Below are 16806 nucleotides of genomic sequence, written 5' to 3' on the forward strand. Positions count from 1 at the left end.
TGTTCGGTTTCGCGGTGAATGAGATGCTGGCGCGCCCGGGGACCAGACATTTGCCGGCAACCAGCCTGCAGGCAACCAGCTCTCCGCAACCAGGGTCCGACGGCGGCGGGCAGCAGCGGCGGTCAGGCCGCCGTCGGACGTTATCGCCGGAGAGTGGTAACGAACACGTGATCCCGGACACGAAGGGCCGCCTTATCCGTCTACTCGGGTAAGTTAGGAGATGTTGAAATCTGCAGACTTTCAGGGAGAACCCCGCCAATGGCCAAGATTATCTATACCCACACAGACGAAGCGCCGATGCTGGCAACGTACTCATTCCTGCCGATTGTGGAAGCGTACGCCTCGACCGCAGGTGTAGAGGTGGAGACCCGCGACATTTCGCTGGCCGGCCGCATCATCGCCGTTTTCGGCGATTTCCTGACCGAAGAGCAGCGCACGGGCAACGCCCTGGCTGAACTTGGTGAACTGGCAAAGCAGCCGGAAGCCAACATCATCAAGCTGCCCAACATCAGCGCCTCCGTGCCGCAGCTCAAGGCTGCCATCGCCGAACTCCAGGCCCAGGGCTACGCCCTCCCGGACTACCCGGACAACCCCTCCTCGGACACCGAAACGGACATCCGCTCGCGCTACGACAAGATCAAGGGCTCCGCTGTGAACCCGGTGCTGCGCGAAGGCAACTCCGACCGCCGCGCACCCCTGTCGGTGAAGAACTACGCCCGCCAGAACCCGCACTCCATGGGCGCCTGGACCCCGGAGTCCAAGACCAACGTTGCCACCATGGGCGAGAACGACTTCCGCTCCAACGAGAAGTCCGTTGTTCTCAAGGCCGACGACTCCCTGACCATCCAGCTGGTCCGCGAAGACGGCACCACCAAGGTCCTCAAGAAGGACTTTCCCGTCCTGGCCGGCGAAGTTGTTGACGCAACTGTCCTGCGCGCCGACGCCCTGGACGAGTTCCTCAAGGCACAGGTTGCCCGCGCCAAAGAAGAGGGCGTCCTCTTCTCGGCACACCTGAAGGCCACCATGATGAAGGTCTCGGACCCCATCATCTTCGGCCACGTGGTCAAGGCTTACTTCTCCGAGCTGTTCGACACCTACGGCAAGCAGCTCGCAGCCGCAGGCATCAGCCCGAACAATGGCCTCGCAGCCATCCTCAGCGGCCTGGAAGACCTGCCCGAGGACGTCCGTGAAGGCGTCAAGGCAGCCATCACCAAGGGCCTCGAAGACGGTCCCGCACTGGCCATGGTCGATTCCGACAAGGGCATCACCAGCCTGCACGTCCCTTCGGACATCATCGTTGACGCTTCCATGCCTGCCATGATCCGTTCCTCCGGCCACATGTGGGGCCCGGACGGCAAGGAAGCCGACACCCTGGCGGTTATCCCGGACAGCTCCTACGCCGGCATCTACCAGGTTGTCCTGGACGACTGCCGCGCCAACGGTGCTTTCGATCCCACCACCATGGGCACCGTTCCCAACGTAGGCCTCATGGCGCAGGCAGCCGAAGAATACGGCAGCCACGACAAGACCTTCGAGATCCAGGCAGCCGGCACCGTCCAGCTCGTGGACAGCAAGGGCACGGTCCTCACCGAGCACCAGGTCTTCCCGGGCGACATCTGGCGTGCATGCCAGACCAAGGACATCCCGGTCCGCGACTGGGTCAAACTGGCCGTCACCCGCGCCCGCGCCTCCCAGACCCCGGCCGTGTTCTGGCTGGACGAGACCCGTGCGCACGACGCCAACCTGATCGCCAAGGTCAACGAGTACCTCAAGGAACACGACACCGAGGGCCTCGAGATCAAGATCCTCTCCCCGGTTGAGGCCACGGCCTTCACCCTGGAGCGAATCCGCAAGGGCGAGGACACCATCTCCGTGACGGGTAACGTCCTCCGCGACTACCTCACGGACCTGTTCCCGATCCTCGAGCTCGGCACCAGTGCCAAGATGCTCTCCATCGTTCCGCTGATCAACGGTGGCGGCCTGTTCGAGACCGGCGCCGGTGGCTCCGCTCCCAAGCACGTCCAGCAGCTGGTCAAGGAAAACCACCTCCGCTGGGACAGCCTGGGCGAATTCCTTGCCCTGGCAGTCAGCTTCGAGCACCTTGCCACCACCACGGGCAACGCCCGCGCCCAGGTCCTGGCTGACACGCTGGACCGCGCAACGGGTACGTTCCTGCTGGAAAACAAGTCCCCGCGCCGCAGCGTCGGCGAGCTGGACAACCGCGGAAGCCACTTCTACCTGGCCACCTACTGGGCCCAGGAGCTGGCCAAGCAGACCGAAGACGCCGAGTTGGCCCAGGACTTCGCAGCAATCGCTGACGCCCTGACCTCCAACGAAGAGGCCATCGTCGGCGAGCTGGCCGCAGTCCAGGGTCCCGCCGTCGATCTGGGCGGTTACTACCGTCCGGACGCCGCCAAGGCCGCTGAGATCATGCGCCCGTCCGCTACGTTCAACAAGGTCCTTGCTGACTTGAAGAAGTAGTCTCCGCAAAGCGAAACTGGCCCGCAGGCGTTGCCTGCGGGCCAGTTTGCTTTTAAGACCCTGTTCAGCGCTCGGCCAGGAACCGCTCCGGTGCCACGCCGCCGTCGACGATGTCCTTCAGCACCCGGCCAATAGCCGGCGTGAACTTGAACCCATGTCCGGAGAAGCCGGCACCCACCACCAGCGGACCGAAACGGTCCAGCACAAAGTCCTCGTTGGGCGTGGTGGTGTAGGTGCAGCTGATGGGTACCGCGGTGGAAGGGTCGACGCCGGGAAGCCACTCTTCTGCGTACCGCACCAACGCCTCGAGCTGCTGGGGGATGGGCTCGAAGGTGCGCTCGTCGGGGTCCATGACGGGACCGACTCCGTGCCAGCCTGCTTTCACGCCTTCGCCGGGAGTGAGCATGCCGTAGACGGGGCTGAACCAGTATTCGTAGAGTTCGTTGTTCGGATCGGGGTCCGGGTTGTGGTTGAAGCTGGGCCACACCAGGGTGTTGTCCGTCGGGGTGAAGTGAGCGGGTTGCTCCTGGGTCACCACCAACGCGGGGAGCTTGACGAGTCCGTTCAGCACCTTCGTCGTCCAGGCGCCCGCTGTCACCACCACGCGGGTTGCCGTGTATTCGGTCTCCTCCGTCACAACCACTACCGTTTCGGCCCCATCGATGCGGATGTCGCGGACCGGCGTCGAGTACTTGAAGACGGCGCCATGGGCTTCAGCGGATTCCCGCAGCGCCACCAGGGCATCTGCCGAACGGATCCGACCGGAACCCGGCACGAACAGGACATCGGTGGCGAAGTTCATTCCCCGCCAGCGGTTGGCGGCCTCGTCGGCCGAGATGAAGTAGCTCTCGATGCCGCGCTCCTGGTGGGCCGCGTGGATCAGTTCCAGCTTGGGCACGTTGCCGTGGTTCGCCAATCCCACCATGTCCAGCAGGGGAGCGCCGTGCTGGGCTGCGAGTTCGTCCCAGAGCGTTTTGGATTCGGCCAGGAGATCCAGGTAATCAGCCTCGGCGTACGCGGTATTGAAGTTGCGGGTGGCGCCGTGGGAAGCACCAATGTGGTGTCCGGCTTCGAACTGCTCCAGCAGGACCACGGAACGGCCCGCCCGGGCGAGTTGCCATGCGGCCGCCGATCCCATGGCTCCTCCGCCAACAACTACAACGTCAACCTGCATGCCTGCTCCATCCACCGTTGGCCCTCTTGAGAATCGCACCCCCCGAAGAGGGCCACCTCCCATTCTGCCCCCACTCACCCAACTGAGTCGCAGCAAACGTCGTAATGGGGGCGCATTGGAGCGTTTGCTGTGACTCAGTTGGGCCAGGGCGGGGGTGTTACGCGGCCAGGCGCCTGCGGATCCACGCGGAGAACTGGTCCACCACGATGATCAGCACCAACACGATCAGGATGTGGGTGAGCATGGAGTCGAACTGGAACGACTTGATGGACTGGTTGATCAGCAGCCCGATGCCGCCGGCTCCCACCAGCCCGAGGACCAGCGAGGACCGCACGTTGACGTCGAAGCGGTACAGCAGCAGGCCCACGAACTGGGGGACCACCATGGGCAGCGTGGCATTGGCGACCTGCTGGATCCTGTTGGCACCGGCTGTGCGGAGTGCTTCCTGCGGCCCGGCATCGATTTCCTCCATGGACTCGGCCCACAGCTTCCCCATGACACCCGTGTTGTGGCAGATCAAGGCGAGCACGCCGGCAAAGGGACCGAGCCCCACTGCTGTGACGAAGATCAGCGCAAACACGATGTCCGGTACAGCCCGGAAGAACGACAAGACAGCCCGCGCTGCCTGGTACACGAGCCGATGCGGACTGGTGTTCCCAGCAGCCAGGGCCGCGAGCAGCAGGGCGAATGGCACGGACAACGTGGTTCCCAGCAGGCCAATCCACAGCGTCACCAGCGTCGCTTCGAGGCCGGGCTTGAGTGTCTTCTCCCAGCTCAGGTCCGGCGGGAAGGCGTCGCCAATGAAGGCTGCCATGCCTTTCCAGCCGTCAACCAGGAGTTCCGGTTTGAAGTCCGTCCCCTCGATGGCCACGGCGTGAAGTCCGACGACGGCGGCTGCCACTGCCGCCGTCGTGATCCACCGCAGCGGCTTCTTGGGGCGGACCAGTGCCACGCGGGGTGTGCCGGTGGAGTCACGGCGGGCGACGGCCGGGGTCAAAGTGTGGGGAGTCATGCGGCCTGGGTCCTGTCTGAAACGACACTGTCTGAAACGTCCCGGTCCGGGGCATACAACGTGTCGAGATGATCGGCTGTGACCTCTGTGGAGGGGAGGTCGAAGGTCATGGAGCCCTGGAGCAGCCCGATGGACCGGTCTGCGTATCGCAGCGCGAGATCGGGCTGATGGAGAACCGCGGCCACTGCCAACCCTTCGGAGTGGGCGAGTTCACGCAGCAGAGCCATCACTTGCTCTGCGGCGTGCGGGTCCAGTGCGGAGACAGGTTCGTCGGCGAGTACGACGTCGGCCCGCTGGCAGAGTGCCCGGGCTACGGCGACGCGCTGCTGCTGTCCGCCGGAAAGGCGGCCCACCCGGTCGAAGGCGCGATCGGCCAAGCCCACGCGGTCCAGACAGTCGAGGGCTTCCTGCTGGACGTCGGCCGGAAACAGCAGAGGACTGAGGGAGCGAACCGTGGGGATGCGGGCCAAGGCGCCGGCGCAGACGTTGTCCAACGCCGTGCGCCGGGGGACCAGATGGATCTTCTGGAAAATCATGGCCATGCGTTGGCGGGCTTGCTGCAGGTCACGCCCTTGGAGGGTTTCCAGCGCAGTTCCGTCGATGCTGATGCTGCCGGAATCCGGAGCGGTGATACCCATGACGCAGCGCAGTGTGGTGGACTTTCCGGAGCCATTGGCGCCCAGGAACGCTACGAGCTCGCCGGCTGCAACGGAGAAGTCCACGCCTTGAAGGACATTCCTGCCGCTGAAGGACTTCCGCAAGCCTCGGACGGCGAGAAGGGGGTCGGACATTACAGATCCTTCTCGGTGAGGCCCATGGTCTCGGCGAGTTCGAACAGCGGCGTGTAGTTGTCCTTGGTGACTTCCAGCAGCGGGCCCGGAGGGGTGACGTCCAGGAACTCGCCCACCTTGGCCACGTCGGCGGGTTCCAGGCTGAGGAAAGCGTCCTTGACGGCTGCCTTGAACGCGGGGTCCGCGTCGCCGCGCACGGTGATGGGGTCGTTGGGGATGGGGTTGGACGTCCACACCTGGCGGAAGTCGTCCTTCTTGAAGGTGCCTGCGGCAATGGCGGTGGCCAACGTCTGGGAGTTGATCTCGGCTGCATCAACCTTGCCGTTGGTCAGCGCGAGCAGGGCTTCAGGATGACCGCCCGTGTAGTCCATCGTGATGTCGGCGTCGGCGATTCCGGCTTCACGGAGGCCGAAGCGGGGCAGGACGTCGCCCGAGGTGGATCCGACGCTGCCCAGGGCGAGGGACTTACCCTTCAAATCCCCGATGGCCTGGATCGGGCTGTCCTTGGCAACCCAAATCCCGGCCGTGTACGTGCTGAGTTCCTTCTCGGCAGTGCCAAAGGAAACCAGCGGCTCGGCGCCGGCCTTGGCATCAGCGAACACGTAGCCCAGCGGGCCGAACTGTCCCAGGTCCAGTTTGCCGTTGCGCATGGCCAGGACCTCGGCAGCGTAGTCCTCAACCACCTGGACGCTGACGGGGCATTCGAGCTTCTTGGACAGCGCGGCCGCAAGGACGTCGTACGCGGGCTTGAGCTTGGCCGGGTCTTCGTACGGCTCGATGCCGAACTTGATCTCCCCGTTGGGGCAGGTGGCGGACGTCGCCTCAGGTGAGGACTGGGCTGAACCGCCACAGGCGGTAAGTGCCAGAACGGTAGCGAGGGCAAGCGCGGAACCGGTGAAGAGCGGGGTTTTCATGGGAATCCTTATGCGAAGGGGATGGGGAGAACGGGAAAATTCAGGACAAGATGAGTCAGTACAGGCGCGATACGTTGCGGTGTGCCAAACCGAAGGACAGGGTCATGCCCACCCCGGAGGTCACAGACACCACCGTGACGCCGGGCTGAACCTCGCGGACCAGGATGGGTGCTACGTCGGAGGAAGCGTAGATGCCTTGCCACCGCTGGATGATCTCCAGTGGTTCGCCGATCCGGCCGGTGATTTCGGCGTTAAGCGTGGAGGTGACACCCTCATCCATGAAGGGATCGGCGGTGTGGTGGTAGTGGTGGGAATCGCCCAGAATGAGCGTCCCGTCCGGGCGTTGGGTGAACATGACGTTGGCGCCGATCTCCAGCAATTCGGGCTGGTTCTCCAACACCTCGGAGCGGAGGGCTGCAGCGGCGGGCATGTCCGTGAACGCCGGGTACCGGAGCATGGACGTTGCGGTGAGGACTGCGGGAGCGAATTCGACGCCGGAAGGCTTGGCCGCCAGCGACATCTGCAGAGCACACCGCTGGATCCGGTGTTCTTCGGCGAGGTCCGGGAAGAGGTAGTCGACGTCGTGGCCAACACATACAAAGACCTGCTTCGCTCGAAGCCCGCCGCGCGACGTCTGGACGGTGACGCCCTCCGAGGATCCGCTGAAGCCCAGTGCGGCGGTGTTCCAGTGAAGGTCGACGCCGGGCTGCCGGCTCAGCCATTCGGCCAACGTTGCGACCGTGGTGCGGGGGTCGACGCGGAGGTCGTCCCGGAGGAAGGCGCCGCCAACGAGGCCCGGCCACTGAGCGCCCGAAGTGCCGCCGTCGTCGTGTGCTTCTCCCACAGCGAAAGCCGAGGTGCCCAGCCGTTCCCGGGTCCCGGCGGGGGAGAGCAGCTCGACTTGTCCAGGCTCGCGCACCTCGGAGAGTTCGCGGAGGACGTCCATCTCCGCCTCGGTGCGGGCCAGGACGACGGCACCGGATTCGGCGGCCCAGAATCCGGCGTGCTCGGCGAACTCCAGCCAGTACTTCCGCGAGGTCTGTGCGAGTTCGTAGAGCTCACCGGACTGCGCGGTGATGCAGCAATGGCCGAAGTTGCGGACGGAGGCTCCGGCGGCGTGGTGGTCGCGCTCGATGATGGTGACGGTCAGGCCGTTGGCAACAGCGTGGGCGGCATGCGCCAGGCCCACGATTCCGGCACCGACAATGATGACATCGGTGGCCTGGTTCGCGGTCCTGTTGGCGGTGGTGGGGGAAGTGCTTGGGTTGTTCACACCACTGACAATGTCGGCTTCGGGAGACTGAATCAAGCCAAAATGGCACTTGTATATACAAGTTAACCTAATTTTAACTTCTGTTCATGTGAGTTCATGCCAAGTTCATCTATAGGCCCTGAAAACAGCTGTTTTCCCATGAGCAGACTTGTATTATCAACTGGTGACCACACAGACGAACGCGCCCCTCCACGTCAAGCTGAGCGAAGAATTCATGCGCCGGATCAACGACGGCGACTGGCCGCCGGGCTTCCAACTGCCCAGTGAAGCGGAGCTGTGCCGCGAGTTCGGGACGTCGCGTGGCCCGATCCGTCAGGCGCTCGCGTTCCTCCGTTCCGAAGGTGCTGTCACAGGCGGACGGGGGCGCCCTCCCATGGTTCGCTCGTCTGTGCCGTCGCAGTCGTTCTCCACGTTCAACTCGTTCACTGAGTGGGCCAGCGGGATCGGAAAAAAGCCCGGCCAGCGGACACTCGAAGTGGCACGGCGCGAAGCCAGTCCGGAAGCCGCTGAGGCACTCGGCCTGATGCCTGGCACCACTGTGGTGGAGGTCCTTCGCGTCCGTTACCTGGACGAGGCGCCGGCCATGATCGAGCGCACCACTTTCATTTTGGACGTGGGACGCAAGCTGTTCGACTTCGACACCGACTCCGGGTCCATCTTCGCGTTCCTCAAAGAGCAGGGTGTAGACCTGCACAGTGCGCGCCACACCATCGACGCCGTTGCTGCCAGTGACGAGGACGCCGAACTGTTGGAGCAACCCGAAGGTATTCCGCTTCTGCGTGAACGCCGCATCACCCGCTCCGCCGACGGGCAGCCCCTGGAATACTCCGAGGACCGCTACCTGCCGGCACTGACCAACTTCACCATCGACAACACCGTGGAGCGCAGGGCCGCCCTGGTCCGCATCCACACTGAAGGAGCCACCCCATGATCAAGCTTGTTGCCTGCGATATGGCCGGAACCACCATCGACGAACACGGCGATGTGTACGTAGCCCTTGCCCGCTGCGTTGAGGAAACCGGGGTGACCACCACACCTGAGGCTGTGCAGGAATGGATGGGCGCGGACAAGGTTGAGGCCATCACAGCCCTCATCGAAGCCGGTGGGGGAGCGGCCACCCCGGAAGTGGTGGCGGCCGCATTCAAGCGCTTCAAGGAATTACTCGTGGAGTTCTACGACGCCAACCCGCCAGTCGCGCTGGAGGGCGTGGAAGACGCCTTCCGCGCACTCCGCAGCCAAGGCATCAAAGTGGCCCTGACAACCGGATTTTCCCGCGACGTTGCCGAACCCCTCCTGGAGCGGCTGGGCTGGAGCGTCGATGACGATACGCTGCTGGACGCCGTCGTCTGCTCCGACGAAGTAGCCGCCGGACGACCGGCACCACACATGATTCACCGGGCCATGGAACTGACCGGAGTCCAGGACGTCCGCGCTGTGATGGCCGCGGGCGACACCGTGAATGACCTCGCCGCTGCCAACAACGCCGGCGTCACGGCCGTGGGCGTCCTGACCGGCAAACTGGGCCGCGAAGACCTGTCCGTGCACCCACACCACCACATCCTGGACGGCGTGAAGGACATTCCTGCACTGCTCTCCTGATCCTCAGCGTCGGGCCCGTACTGCCCGGCGTTTTGGCGCCCAGCCCCAGGCATGGAAGATTGGAACGCGTGAAATTCCTTCACCCGTCACCCAAGTCCTCCGCCCGCGGCGTCACCATCCTGCGCGTGGTTTTCGGCGCGCTCATCATGGTCCACGGCATCCAGAAGCTCATGGCCGGGCACGCTGCCTTTGCTGCGTCGGTTGCCGCCATGGGCGTGCAGAAGCCGGAGATCGTGGCGTGGTTGGTGATCGCCGGCGAGTTGGGCCTGGGCCTGCTTCTGGTCCTCGGCGCCCTTACCCGCGTGGCAGGGTTCCTTGCCGCCATCATGTTTGCTGGAATCTGGTTCGTTACCGAGGCCGGCAAACCCTTGCTCACGGACAAGGCAGGGGTGACTGCCGAGCTCCTGATCATCTACGCAGCAATCTCGGTGGCGTTCGTCTTCCTGGGACCCGGAGCTTTGTCCTTGGACCGCAAGCTGGTCCGGCAATCAGCCGGCTCGCGGCGTTAGCCCTTCGGGACGCCTCACCGCGCGTCGTTCGGATACCGGATGCCCAGCTGGGAGCGCACGCCGTCGAAGAGGCGCATGACGTTGACGGAGTCCTCCAGCGGCATCACCGGGCTCTCAGTGAGGCCTTGCTGGATGCAGCGCGTCACTTCCCGGAGCTCGTACGTGTAGCCGGTACCCACCACATCGAAGTGCTCGTGTCGCGGTTCGTCCCAGCCGATCCGGATCATCAGCTCGCGGGGATTGTTCACTGAGCCAACGGTCTGCAGGAATCCGAGCCCGCCCGCAACGGTGGCTGTCCGGGGTCCGTGTGCCATCAGGGACGACGTCAGCTGAACCTGGGCACCACTGGAGTAGCCCAACGTCAGGGCGTTCTGGGTGTCCACGCCGTCGTCGTTGAGGGTGCCGATCGCGGTGACGGACTGCGGGAAACCCAGCGTGCCCAAGGCCCAGAGCAGCGGGTAGACGGTGATGTCCAGAAGTGCGCCACCACCATCATTGAGGGCCCAGATACGGGCCGAAGGGTCGTAGGGCGCCGGGAAGCCAAGATCCGCGCTGACCCATTGGATCTGTCCAAGCTCGCCGGAAGCAGCGATTTCGAACGCCCGCTGCATGCTCGGCAGGAAGCGGCTCCACACGGCCTCCATGAAGAACACGTTGTTCTCCCGGGCCATTTTCACCAGCTCGGAGGCCTCACGGGCGTTGATGGTGAGGGCCTTCTCGCAGAGCACGTGCTTGCCGGCGCGCAGGGCGGCCGAGGCGATCAGGAAGTGCTGGGCATGGGGTGTGGCCACGTAGACCACATCCACTGCGGGGTCCTCCACCAGGCGCTGGTAGCCGGGAACACCGCCGTCGTCCCCGTAGCCCTTGGCGAAACCCAGCGTGTGCGCGAACGCATCAGCGGCAGCCTGCGTCCGGGAACTCACGGCGTAAAGCTCCGCATCTTCCAGCAGGGCCAGGTCCTTGGAAACACTGTTGGCAATGTTGCCTGTAGACACGACGCCCCACTTCAAGCGCCGGCCGGTAGCTGCCCGGGGATCCTGGTTGGTCTGGGTGGACAGCCATGGCACGGCGATAGGGAGAGTCATGTCTGACATCCTCTCATTTCGGCCGCCGCTAACCGGGAAGTTGCAGCCGCTCCAAATCAGCCAAGGTTCCCGTTGATTCGAACGTCAGCCTGACATTGACGTTGTACGCGCCAGGCCTTCCAAGGTCCGGTATCCAAACTTCAGCGACTCCGGCGTCATGGTTCGTGGTGGCCACGATCCTGTAGGCGAGGTTCTCAGCCTTCCAACTTTCGGAAATATCAACGCCATCCAGGGACCAGGATCCAGCAGCGCTACGGCATCACCACTTCCACCCACGTCGGTCAGACGCAGGCCGGCTTTCAATTTCCCCGCGGCGTGACCGCCGTGAGCATGACCATCGTGGACATCGGCTACGGCACCATCCACCGGGTTCCGCTTCAACAGGGAAGCTGGTTCGCAGCCGATGACGGTCAGAGGCTCGCACCCGCCGTCGTGGTTTCCGAGTCCTTCTACAACCAGGCGGGCAGGCCCAACCTCACCACCCATCCCACGGTGAGCATCCCCGGTGACCGGCCAGCTACGGCGGTGATTATCGGCGTCGTCCCTGATACGTACCCCGATACGCCGCCGTCCGCGTTCATCCTCAGCGAGGGTGCGGCCATGACTGGGATGGAACCGCAGACGTCCCAGTTCAAGATGTGGGTGGGCGAGGAGCAGTCCGACGCACTCAAAGCGGCGATCTCCGCTGACCTCCAAGGCCAGTTTCCCGGCTATTACGCCCAAGCCGACCGCATGGACTACGCGGCCTGGGGCGACCCCTTGGCTCCCGTGCAGTTGGTGGTAGGCGGTGTGGCCGGCTTGGTACTGCTGCTCGGCGCCGTGGGGATGCTGAACATCTCCATGGTCACTGTGCGCTACAGGGTCCGCGAGATCGGCATCCGCCGCAGCTTCGGAGCAACGTCGGGCCGGATCTTTGTTGGCGTGATGATGGAATCCGTGGTGGCCACCGCAGTCGCCGGCGTGGCCGGTGTCATGCTGGCGGTCGCGGTGGTCAAGCACCCGTGGATTGAATCGAAGGTTGCGCCCGGCCTCACCGAGTACCCGGCATTCCCCATCGACGCCGCGCTCCTTGGATTCGGTGCGGCCGTCCTGGTGGGCGCACTCGCCGGAGCCATTCCTGCACTCGTGGCGGTGCGCGTCAAGGTCATCGACGCGATCCGGTTCTGACCTCCTCCGTGAGCCTGCCCTGCTGAAGCCGGAAGCAACGCTCGGTTTTCTGCGCCAGGCTGCGGTCATGCGTAACCACCAGGATGGTGGTGTTGTGATCGCGGCTTAGTGAGCTGAGCAGCTCGATGATGTGCTCACCGGTTTGTTCGTCCAGGTTGCCTGTGGGCTCATCAGCGAGGATCAGCTTTGGCTCATTGGCCAGGGCACGGGCAATTGCCACGCGCTGCTGCTCGCCGCCGGACAGACGGTTGGTCCGGCGTGCGTGCTTCTCCGGATCCAACTGCACCTGCTCCAGCAACTCCTTGGCCCGCTGCAGCCTGGCTGCCTTGCGGACGCCCGCGAACTCCATGGGCAGCATGACGTTGTCCACGGCGCTGAGGTTGGGAATCAGGTTGAACTGCTGGAACACGAAGCCGATGTCCCGGCGACGGTACTCAGTCAGCTTGCCGTCCGGCAGTCCCGCCAGGCTGACGCCATCCACGACGACGTCACCTGAGGTGGGCTTATCCAGCGCACCCAAGAGGGACAACAGCGTGCTTTTGCCGCTGCCGCTTTTGCCCACGATGGATGCCAGCGAGCCCTTTTCGAGCTCGAAGCTCACGCCGTTGACGGGCTTGATGGTCCGGTCACCGGACTTGAACTGACGGACCAGGTCCTTGACGACGATCACGGCTATTCTCCTCGGAGTACTTCGATGGGACGGATACGGGCAGTCAGCAAGGCCGGGACCAGCGCGCCGATGATGGCCACCGCGAACACTGCTGCGATGCCGGCTGCGAGGACGCCGGGGGAGACACTCGCGGTCACGGAGGTCAGCAACTGTGAGGCACCGCCGAAGGGGCCGCCTTGTCCGCCGCCCGGGAAGCCACCGGGCATTCCGCCACCCGGGACCGCGCCGTTGGGCAGGGCCCCCGCGAGGCCACCTCCGCGCTGGGTGGTGGTTGCCGCCGTCGTGCTTGAATTCGAACTGATGAGCGCCGATGCGATGCCGCCGCTGGCCAGTGACGCAATCACCGCACCCACCACGCTGCCGAGGGCCACCAGAACCAGCGACTCGAGGACGAACTGCAGGCCGATGGTGCGGTTACGGGCACCGATCGCCTTCAGGACGCCGATTTCGCGGCGGCGCTCGCGGACCAGCATCACCATGATGAGCAGGATGATGATGCCGGCGGTAGCCAGGGCTGCGATGAAGGCGATCAGGGAGATGTTCTTGACGCTGTCCAGTGAGCTGACAGCTGTCTCAAGGTTGCGCTGGCCCTGGGTGACGTCGGCCTTGTCCGTGCCGAGTGCGTCCTGGACAGCGGTTTTGGTGCTGTCCACGTTTTCCATGCTGTTAACCGTGACGATCATGCTTGAGAGTTCGTCAGGGGTTTCGGCCAACGTCTGGGCTTCCGGGAGCGTCACGTAGACGGCGTTGTTGCCAAAGGTGGTGCCGGCGTCGAAGATGCCCGCCACGGTGAAGGTCTTGTCCTGGATGGTGAACGTGGAACCGACTGTCAGGCTGTTCTTCTCCGCAAGCGAGGTGCCCACCAGTGCCTTGGCTTCGGCTGCGGTGTAGTCGCCCAGGCCTGCGCCGCTGGTGATGTCCAAAGCTTTGCCGGTGCTGTCAACCTCGGCACCGATGCCCGTTGCGGTGATCGGGAGCGTGCGTGCTGGCTGGGTGGTGCTGCCTGTTGTTCCCGCGGAGCCGTTGCGGTTGCCGAGCGTACCGGCGTCGACGGCGGCCGTCAGGTTGGTGCTGACCGTCGCCTGCTGCCCGCCGGGACCGAATCCGCCGCCGGGTCCAACCTGCTGGGTTGCGCCGGCGGCCGCGTCGCCGGTGGCTGTGGCAGTGGCCGCCGTCTGGAGGCGCAGTGCTTTGGTGCCCACCACCGATGTTACGTTGGCGACGGAAGCCGCAGTCTCGGCCTCCGCCGTCGTGAGTGGCTCGCCGCCGCCTTCAAAGCCTTGGCCGCCCGCGGGGTTCACCGTCAGGGTAGTTCCCACGGACGCGTTGAGCTCCTGGACCTTGGCGCCGACGGCCTGGTTGGCCACCAGCATGGCCAGCGCCAAGCCGATGGCTACGGCCAGCACGGCGACTACCGCTGCCGTTCTGATCTTGTTGCGGAAGGCATTGCCTACGCTTCGGGCAAGGACGCTCACGTTTCTCCTCTTGACCTGCAGGTGTGTTCGGCCCGCTGAACGCGGGCTGCAACTCCTACCTTGCTGAGCGCTGCTGTGCGGCAAGCCAGCCGAAGCTATGCGTGGGCTGTGAAAGCACCTGCGTCCGCGGTGCGGGAGGCAAGCGAAAGCCCCGGCCCGCCTGCTGGCGGACCGGGGCTGACTGTCGTGCTTTAAGGGGTGTTACTTGGTGATCGGGCCGAGTACCGGATCGTCAATGTAAGCCGTCTTGACGTTCTCTGCCGTAACAATCTGCGGCGGGAGGAGGTAAGCCGGGACGGTCTTAACGCCGTTCTTGTAGGAGTCCTTGTCGTTGATTTCCAGTTCCTTGCCGGCCTGGAGGTCCTTCACCATGGTGATGGCGTGCTCAACGAGCTTGCGGGTGTCCTTGTTGATGGTGGAGTACTGCTCGCCGGCGATGATCGACTTCACAGACTCAACTTCGGAGTCCTGGCCGGTGACAACCGGGAGCGGCTTGCCGGCGGCCTTGACGGACGTCAGCACTGCGCGGGCCAGGGTGTCGTTCGGGGACAGGACACCGTCCAGGGAAGCGGTGCCGTAGCTGCCGGTGAGCAGCGTGTCAGCGCGACGCTGGGCGTTTTCTGCCTTCCAACCTTGGGTCACAGCCTGCTCGAACGAGGTCTGGCCGGAGACTACCTTGAGGGTGCCGTCGTCGATCTTCGGCTTCAGGACGCTCATGGCGCCGTCAAAGAAGACCTTCGCGTTGGCATCATCCGGGGAGCCTGCGAACAGCTCGATGTTGTACGGACCGTTTGCCTTCTTGGCCTTCATGCCGTCCAACAGGGCCTGGCCCTGCAGTTCGCCCACCTTGAAGTTGTCGTAGGCCACGTAGTAGTCCACGTTCTCGGTGTTCAGGAGCAGGCGGTCATAAGCGATGACCGTTGCGCCGGAGTCCTTGGCCTGCTGGAGCTGAGTGCCCAGCTGCGCACCGTCGATGGCACCGACGATGATGACCTTGGCACCCTTGGTGACCATGGCACTGATCTGGTTCTGCTGCTCGGATACGCCGCCGTTGGCGAACTGGACGTCCGGCTTGAAGCCGGCGCTGGTGAGGCCGTCGTTGAACAGCTTCTCCGCGAGGACCCAGTTTTCACTGGTCTTCTGCGGAAGTGCGACGCCGATCAGCGAGTCCTTGGGGAACGCTTCCCCGCCTGCTGTGCTGCTGCTTGAGCCGCTGTCAGAGCGGCCGCAGGCTGTCAGCGCCAGTGCCGCGATGGCAGCGACTGCTGCTGCCTTTCCTGCTTTACCAAACATTCGCATATCTTGGTTCACTTTCTGTGTGGGTGGGGTGGAGCGAGTCTGTGAGGAAGCGGATCACGCTTCCTTGGAGATGACCTCTTTGGTGGATGTGGTTTCGTCGGGCTTGATCTCGTTGTTGCGCTGGAAGTTCTTCATCAGCAGTCCGGTAATGGACCGCTTGCCCTGTGACTTGTTGTAGACATCGAAGGCGACTGCTGCCAGGAGCACCAGGCCCTTGATGATCTGGGTCAGGTCGGCGCCTACGCCCAGCAGCTGGAGGCCGTTGTTGAGCACAGCCATGACCAGGCCACCGACGATCGAGCCGATCACGGTGCCAACACCACCGGTGACTGCTGCGCCACCGATGAAGACTGCAGCAATGGCATCCAGTTCCCAACCGACGCCGTCGAACGGGCCGGAAGCGGTGGAACGTCCAACGAAGATCATGCCTGCCAAGCCCGCAAGGACGGACATGTTCATCATGACCAGGAAGTTGACCTTCTTGGACTGAACGCCGGACAGCTCAGCTGCGTGGCGGTTACCACCCACGGCGTAGACGTGGCGTCCCAGGACGGTCTTGTCGGCGATGAATCCGTAGATGAGGACCAGGACGGCCAGGATCAAGCCGGGGATGGGGAAGGAAGTGCCGGGGCGGCCAGTGGCGAACAGGTACGTGGCGTAGAGGATCGCGCCGCAGATCAGGACCAGTTTGGTGACCTCGACCCAGAGCTCGGGTACGTCGGCGCCAAGTGCCTTGGCGGTAGCGCGGGCACGCAGGGACATGATGACCACGAAAGCTACGGCGATCAGGCCGAGCAACACCGTGAGGTTGTTGAAGCCCGTTTCCGGTCCAACCTCAGGCAGGTAGCCGGAACCGAGGAACTGGAACTCTTTAGGGACGGGGATGGTGTTGGACTTACCGACGAACTGGTTGAAGCCTCGGAACAGGAGCATGCCCGCCAGGGTCACGATGAAGGCAGGGATGCCCACATACGCCACCCAGAACCCTTGCCAGGCGCCGATCACAGCTCCCAGGACCAGTCCGAAGAGCACGCCTGCCCACCAGGGGAAGCCCCAGTCACGCATTGCCAGGGCTACGAAAACCCCCACGAAGGCAGCCACGGACCCAACGGAAAGGTCAATGTGTCCGGCGATAATGACCAGGACCATGCCGATGGCCAGGATCAGGATGTAGGAGTTGCCGTTGAACAGGTTGATCACGTTGCCGGGGGTCAGCGTGCGGCCCTCGGTGAAGATCTGGAAGAAGACGATAAGTGCCACCAGGGCGAAGATCATGCCAAACTGGCGGGTATTGCCACCAAATAGCTTCTTGAGCGCGTTCATTGTTTTGGTCCTTGTGTCAGGAAGGGGCGAGGCT

Annotated in this window: 16 protein-coding genes; 5 read left to right on the forward strand and 11 right to left on the reverse strand. The window is 64.0% G+C overall.

Annotated features, from left to right (window positions below):
• The first annotated feature begins 258 nt into the window (after positions 1 to 258).
• Entirely contained in the window at positions 259 to 2481 is a 2223-nt protein-coding gene (locus tag AYX22_RS06600; protein ID WP_207596728.1) for an NADP-dependent isocitrate dehydrogenase, read from the forward strand.
• Positions 2482 to 2545: 64 nt separating this feature from the next.
• Here AYX22_RS06600 and AYX22_RS06605 read toward each other — a convergent pair whose 3' ends face one another.
• From AYX22_RS06605 to AYX22_RS06625, 5 genes are all read right to left on the reverse strand, one after another.
• The gene (locus tag AYX22_RS06605; protein WP_207596729.1) at positions 2546 to 3655 is read right to left on the reverse strand and encodes an FAD-dependent oxidoreductase; all 1110 of its coding nucleotides are present in this window, start codon (positions 3653 to 3655) and stop codon (positions 2546 to 2548) included.
• 157 nt (positions 3656 to 3812) lie between these two features.
• Positions 3813 to 4667, reverse strand: coding sequence for a phosphonate ABC transporter, permease protein PhnE (gene phnE / locus AYX22_RS06610; RefSeq protein WP_207596730.1), 855 nt, complete (start codon positions 4665 to 4667; stop codon positions 3813 to 3815).
• Entirely contained in the window at positions 4664 to 5458 is a 795-nt protein-coding gene (locus AYX22_RS06615) for a phosphonate ABC transporter ATP-binding protein (protein ID WP_207596731.1), read from the reverse strand. The genes phnE and AYX22_RS06615 overlap by 4 nt, the downstream gene beginning before the upstream one ends.
• Positions 5458 to 6372 carry a phosphate/phosphite/phosphonate ABC transporter substrate-binding protein gene (locus tag AYX22_RS06620; RefSeq protein ID WP_207596732.1) on the reverse strand — a complete coding sequence of 305 codons (915 nt, stop codon included), beginning with the start codon at positions 6370 to 6372 and terminating at the stop codon, positions 5458 to 5460. Before AYX22_RS06620 ends, AYX22_RS06615 begins: the two co-directional genes overlap by 1 nt.
• Positions 6373 to 6427: 55 nt before the next feature.
• Positions 6428 to 7681: a TIGR03364 family FAD-dependent oxidoreductase gene (locus AYX22_RS06625; protein WP_242703552.1), complete on the reverse strand. Its 1254-nt coding sequence runs from the start codon at positions 7679 to 7681 to the stop codon at positions 6428 to 6430.
• Positions 7682 to 7808: 127 nt separating this feature from the next.
• On the opposite strand from AYX22_RS06625, the gene AYX22_RS06630 reads away from it, so the two are divergent.
• From AYX22_RS06630 to AYX22_RS06640, 3 genes are all read left to right on the forward strand, one after another.
• Entirely contained in the window at positions 7809 to 8576 is a 768-nt protein-coding gene (locus tag AYX22_RS06630; protein ID WP_207596733.1) for a GntR family transcriptional regulator, read from the forward strand.
• On the forward strand, positions 8573 to 9244 hold the full coding sequence (locus tag AYX22_RS06635) for a phosphonatase-like hydrolase (protein ID WP_207596734.1): 672 nt from the start codon (positions 8573 to 8575) through the stop codon (positions 9242 to 9244). The genes AYX22_RS06630 and AYX22_RS06635 overlap by 4 nt, the downstream gene beginning before the upstream one ends.
• A 68-nt stretch (positions 9245 to 9312) precedes the next feature.
• Positions 9313 to 9753 carry a DoxX family protein gene (locus AYX22_RS06640; protein ID WP_207596735.1) on the forward strand — a complete coding sequence of 147 codons (441 nt, stop codon included), beginning with the start codon at positions 9313 to 9315 and terminating at the stop codon, positions 9751 to 9753.
• A 14-nt stretch (positions 9754 to 9767) separates the two neighbouring features.
• Here AYX22_RS06640 and AYX22_RS06645 read toward each other — a convergent pair whose 3' ends face one another.
• Both AYX22_RS06645 and AYX22_RS06650 read right to left on the reverse strand, forming a co-directional pair.
• Entirely contained in the window at positions 9768 to 10838 is a 1071-nt protein-coding gene (locus tag AYX22_RS06645; RefSeq protein ID WP_207596736.1) for a Gfo/Idh/MocA family oxidoreductase, read from the reverse strand.
• Positions 10839 to 10866: 28 nt separating this feature from the next.
• Positions 10867 to 11013, reverse strand: coding sequence for a hypothetical protein (locus AYX22_RS06650; RefSeq protein ID WP_207596737.1), 147 nt, complete (start codon positions 11011 to 11013; stop codon positions 10867 to 10869).
• A 140-nt stretch (positions 11014 to 11153) separates the two neighbouring features.
• Between AYX22_RS06650 and AYX22_RS06655 the strand changes: the two genes are divergently transcribed.
• Positions 11154 to 12005: an FtsX-like permease family protein gene (locus AYX22_RS06655; protein WP_242703553.1), complete on the forward strand. Its 852-nt coding sequence runs from the start codon at positions 11154 to 11156 to the stop codon at positions 12003 to 12005.
• Here the strand turns inward: AYX22_RS06655 and AYX22_RS06660 are convergent.
• The 4 genes from AYX22_RS06660 to mmsB form a co-directional block, all read right to left on the reverse strand.
• Positions 11983 to 12675, reverse strand: a complete 693-nt coding sequence (locus AYX22_RS06660; RefSeq protein WP_207596738.1) for an ABC transporter ATP-binding protein — start codon at positions 12673 to 12675, stop codon at positions 11983 to 11985. The two genes, AYX22_RS06655 and AYX22_RS06660, sit on opposite strands and share 23 nt — an antisense overlap.
• Positions 12676 to 12677: 2 nt before the next feature.
• On the reverse strand, positions 12678 to 14150 hold the full coding sequence (locus tag AYX22_RS06665) for an FtsX-like permease family protein (protein WP_207596739.1): 1473 nt from the start codon (positions 14148 to 14150) through the stop codon (positions 12678 to 12680).
• A gap of 201 nt (positions 14151 to 14351) precedes the next feature.
• On the reverse strand, positions 14352 to 15449 hold the full coding sequence (locus AYX22_RS06670; RefSeq protein WP_207596740.1) for a sugar-binding protein: 1098 nt from the start codon (positions 15447 to 15449) through the stop codon (positions 14352 to 14354).
• Between the two features lie 54 nt (positions 15450 to 15503).
• The gene (gene mmsB / locus AYX22_RS06675) at positions 15504 to 16772 is read right to left on the reverse strand and encodes a multiple monosaccharide ABC transporter permease (RefSeq protein ID WP_207596741.1); all 1269 of its coding nucleotides are present in this window, start codon (positions 16770 to 16772) and stop codon (positions 15504 to 15506) included.
• Between the last annotated feature and the right edge of the window lie 34 nt (positions 16773 to 16806).

This window comes from Arthrobacter sp. D5-1 (assembly GCF_017357425.1).
Lineage (GTDB): Bacteria > Actinomycetota > Actinomycetes > Actinomycetales > Micrococcaceae > Arthrobacter.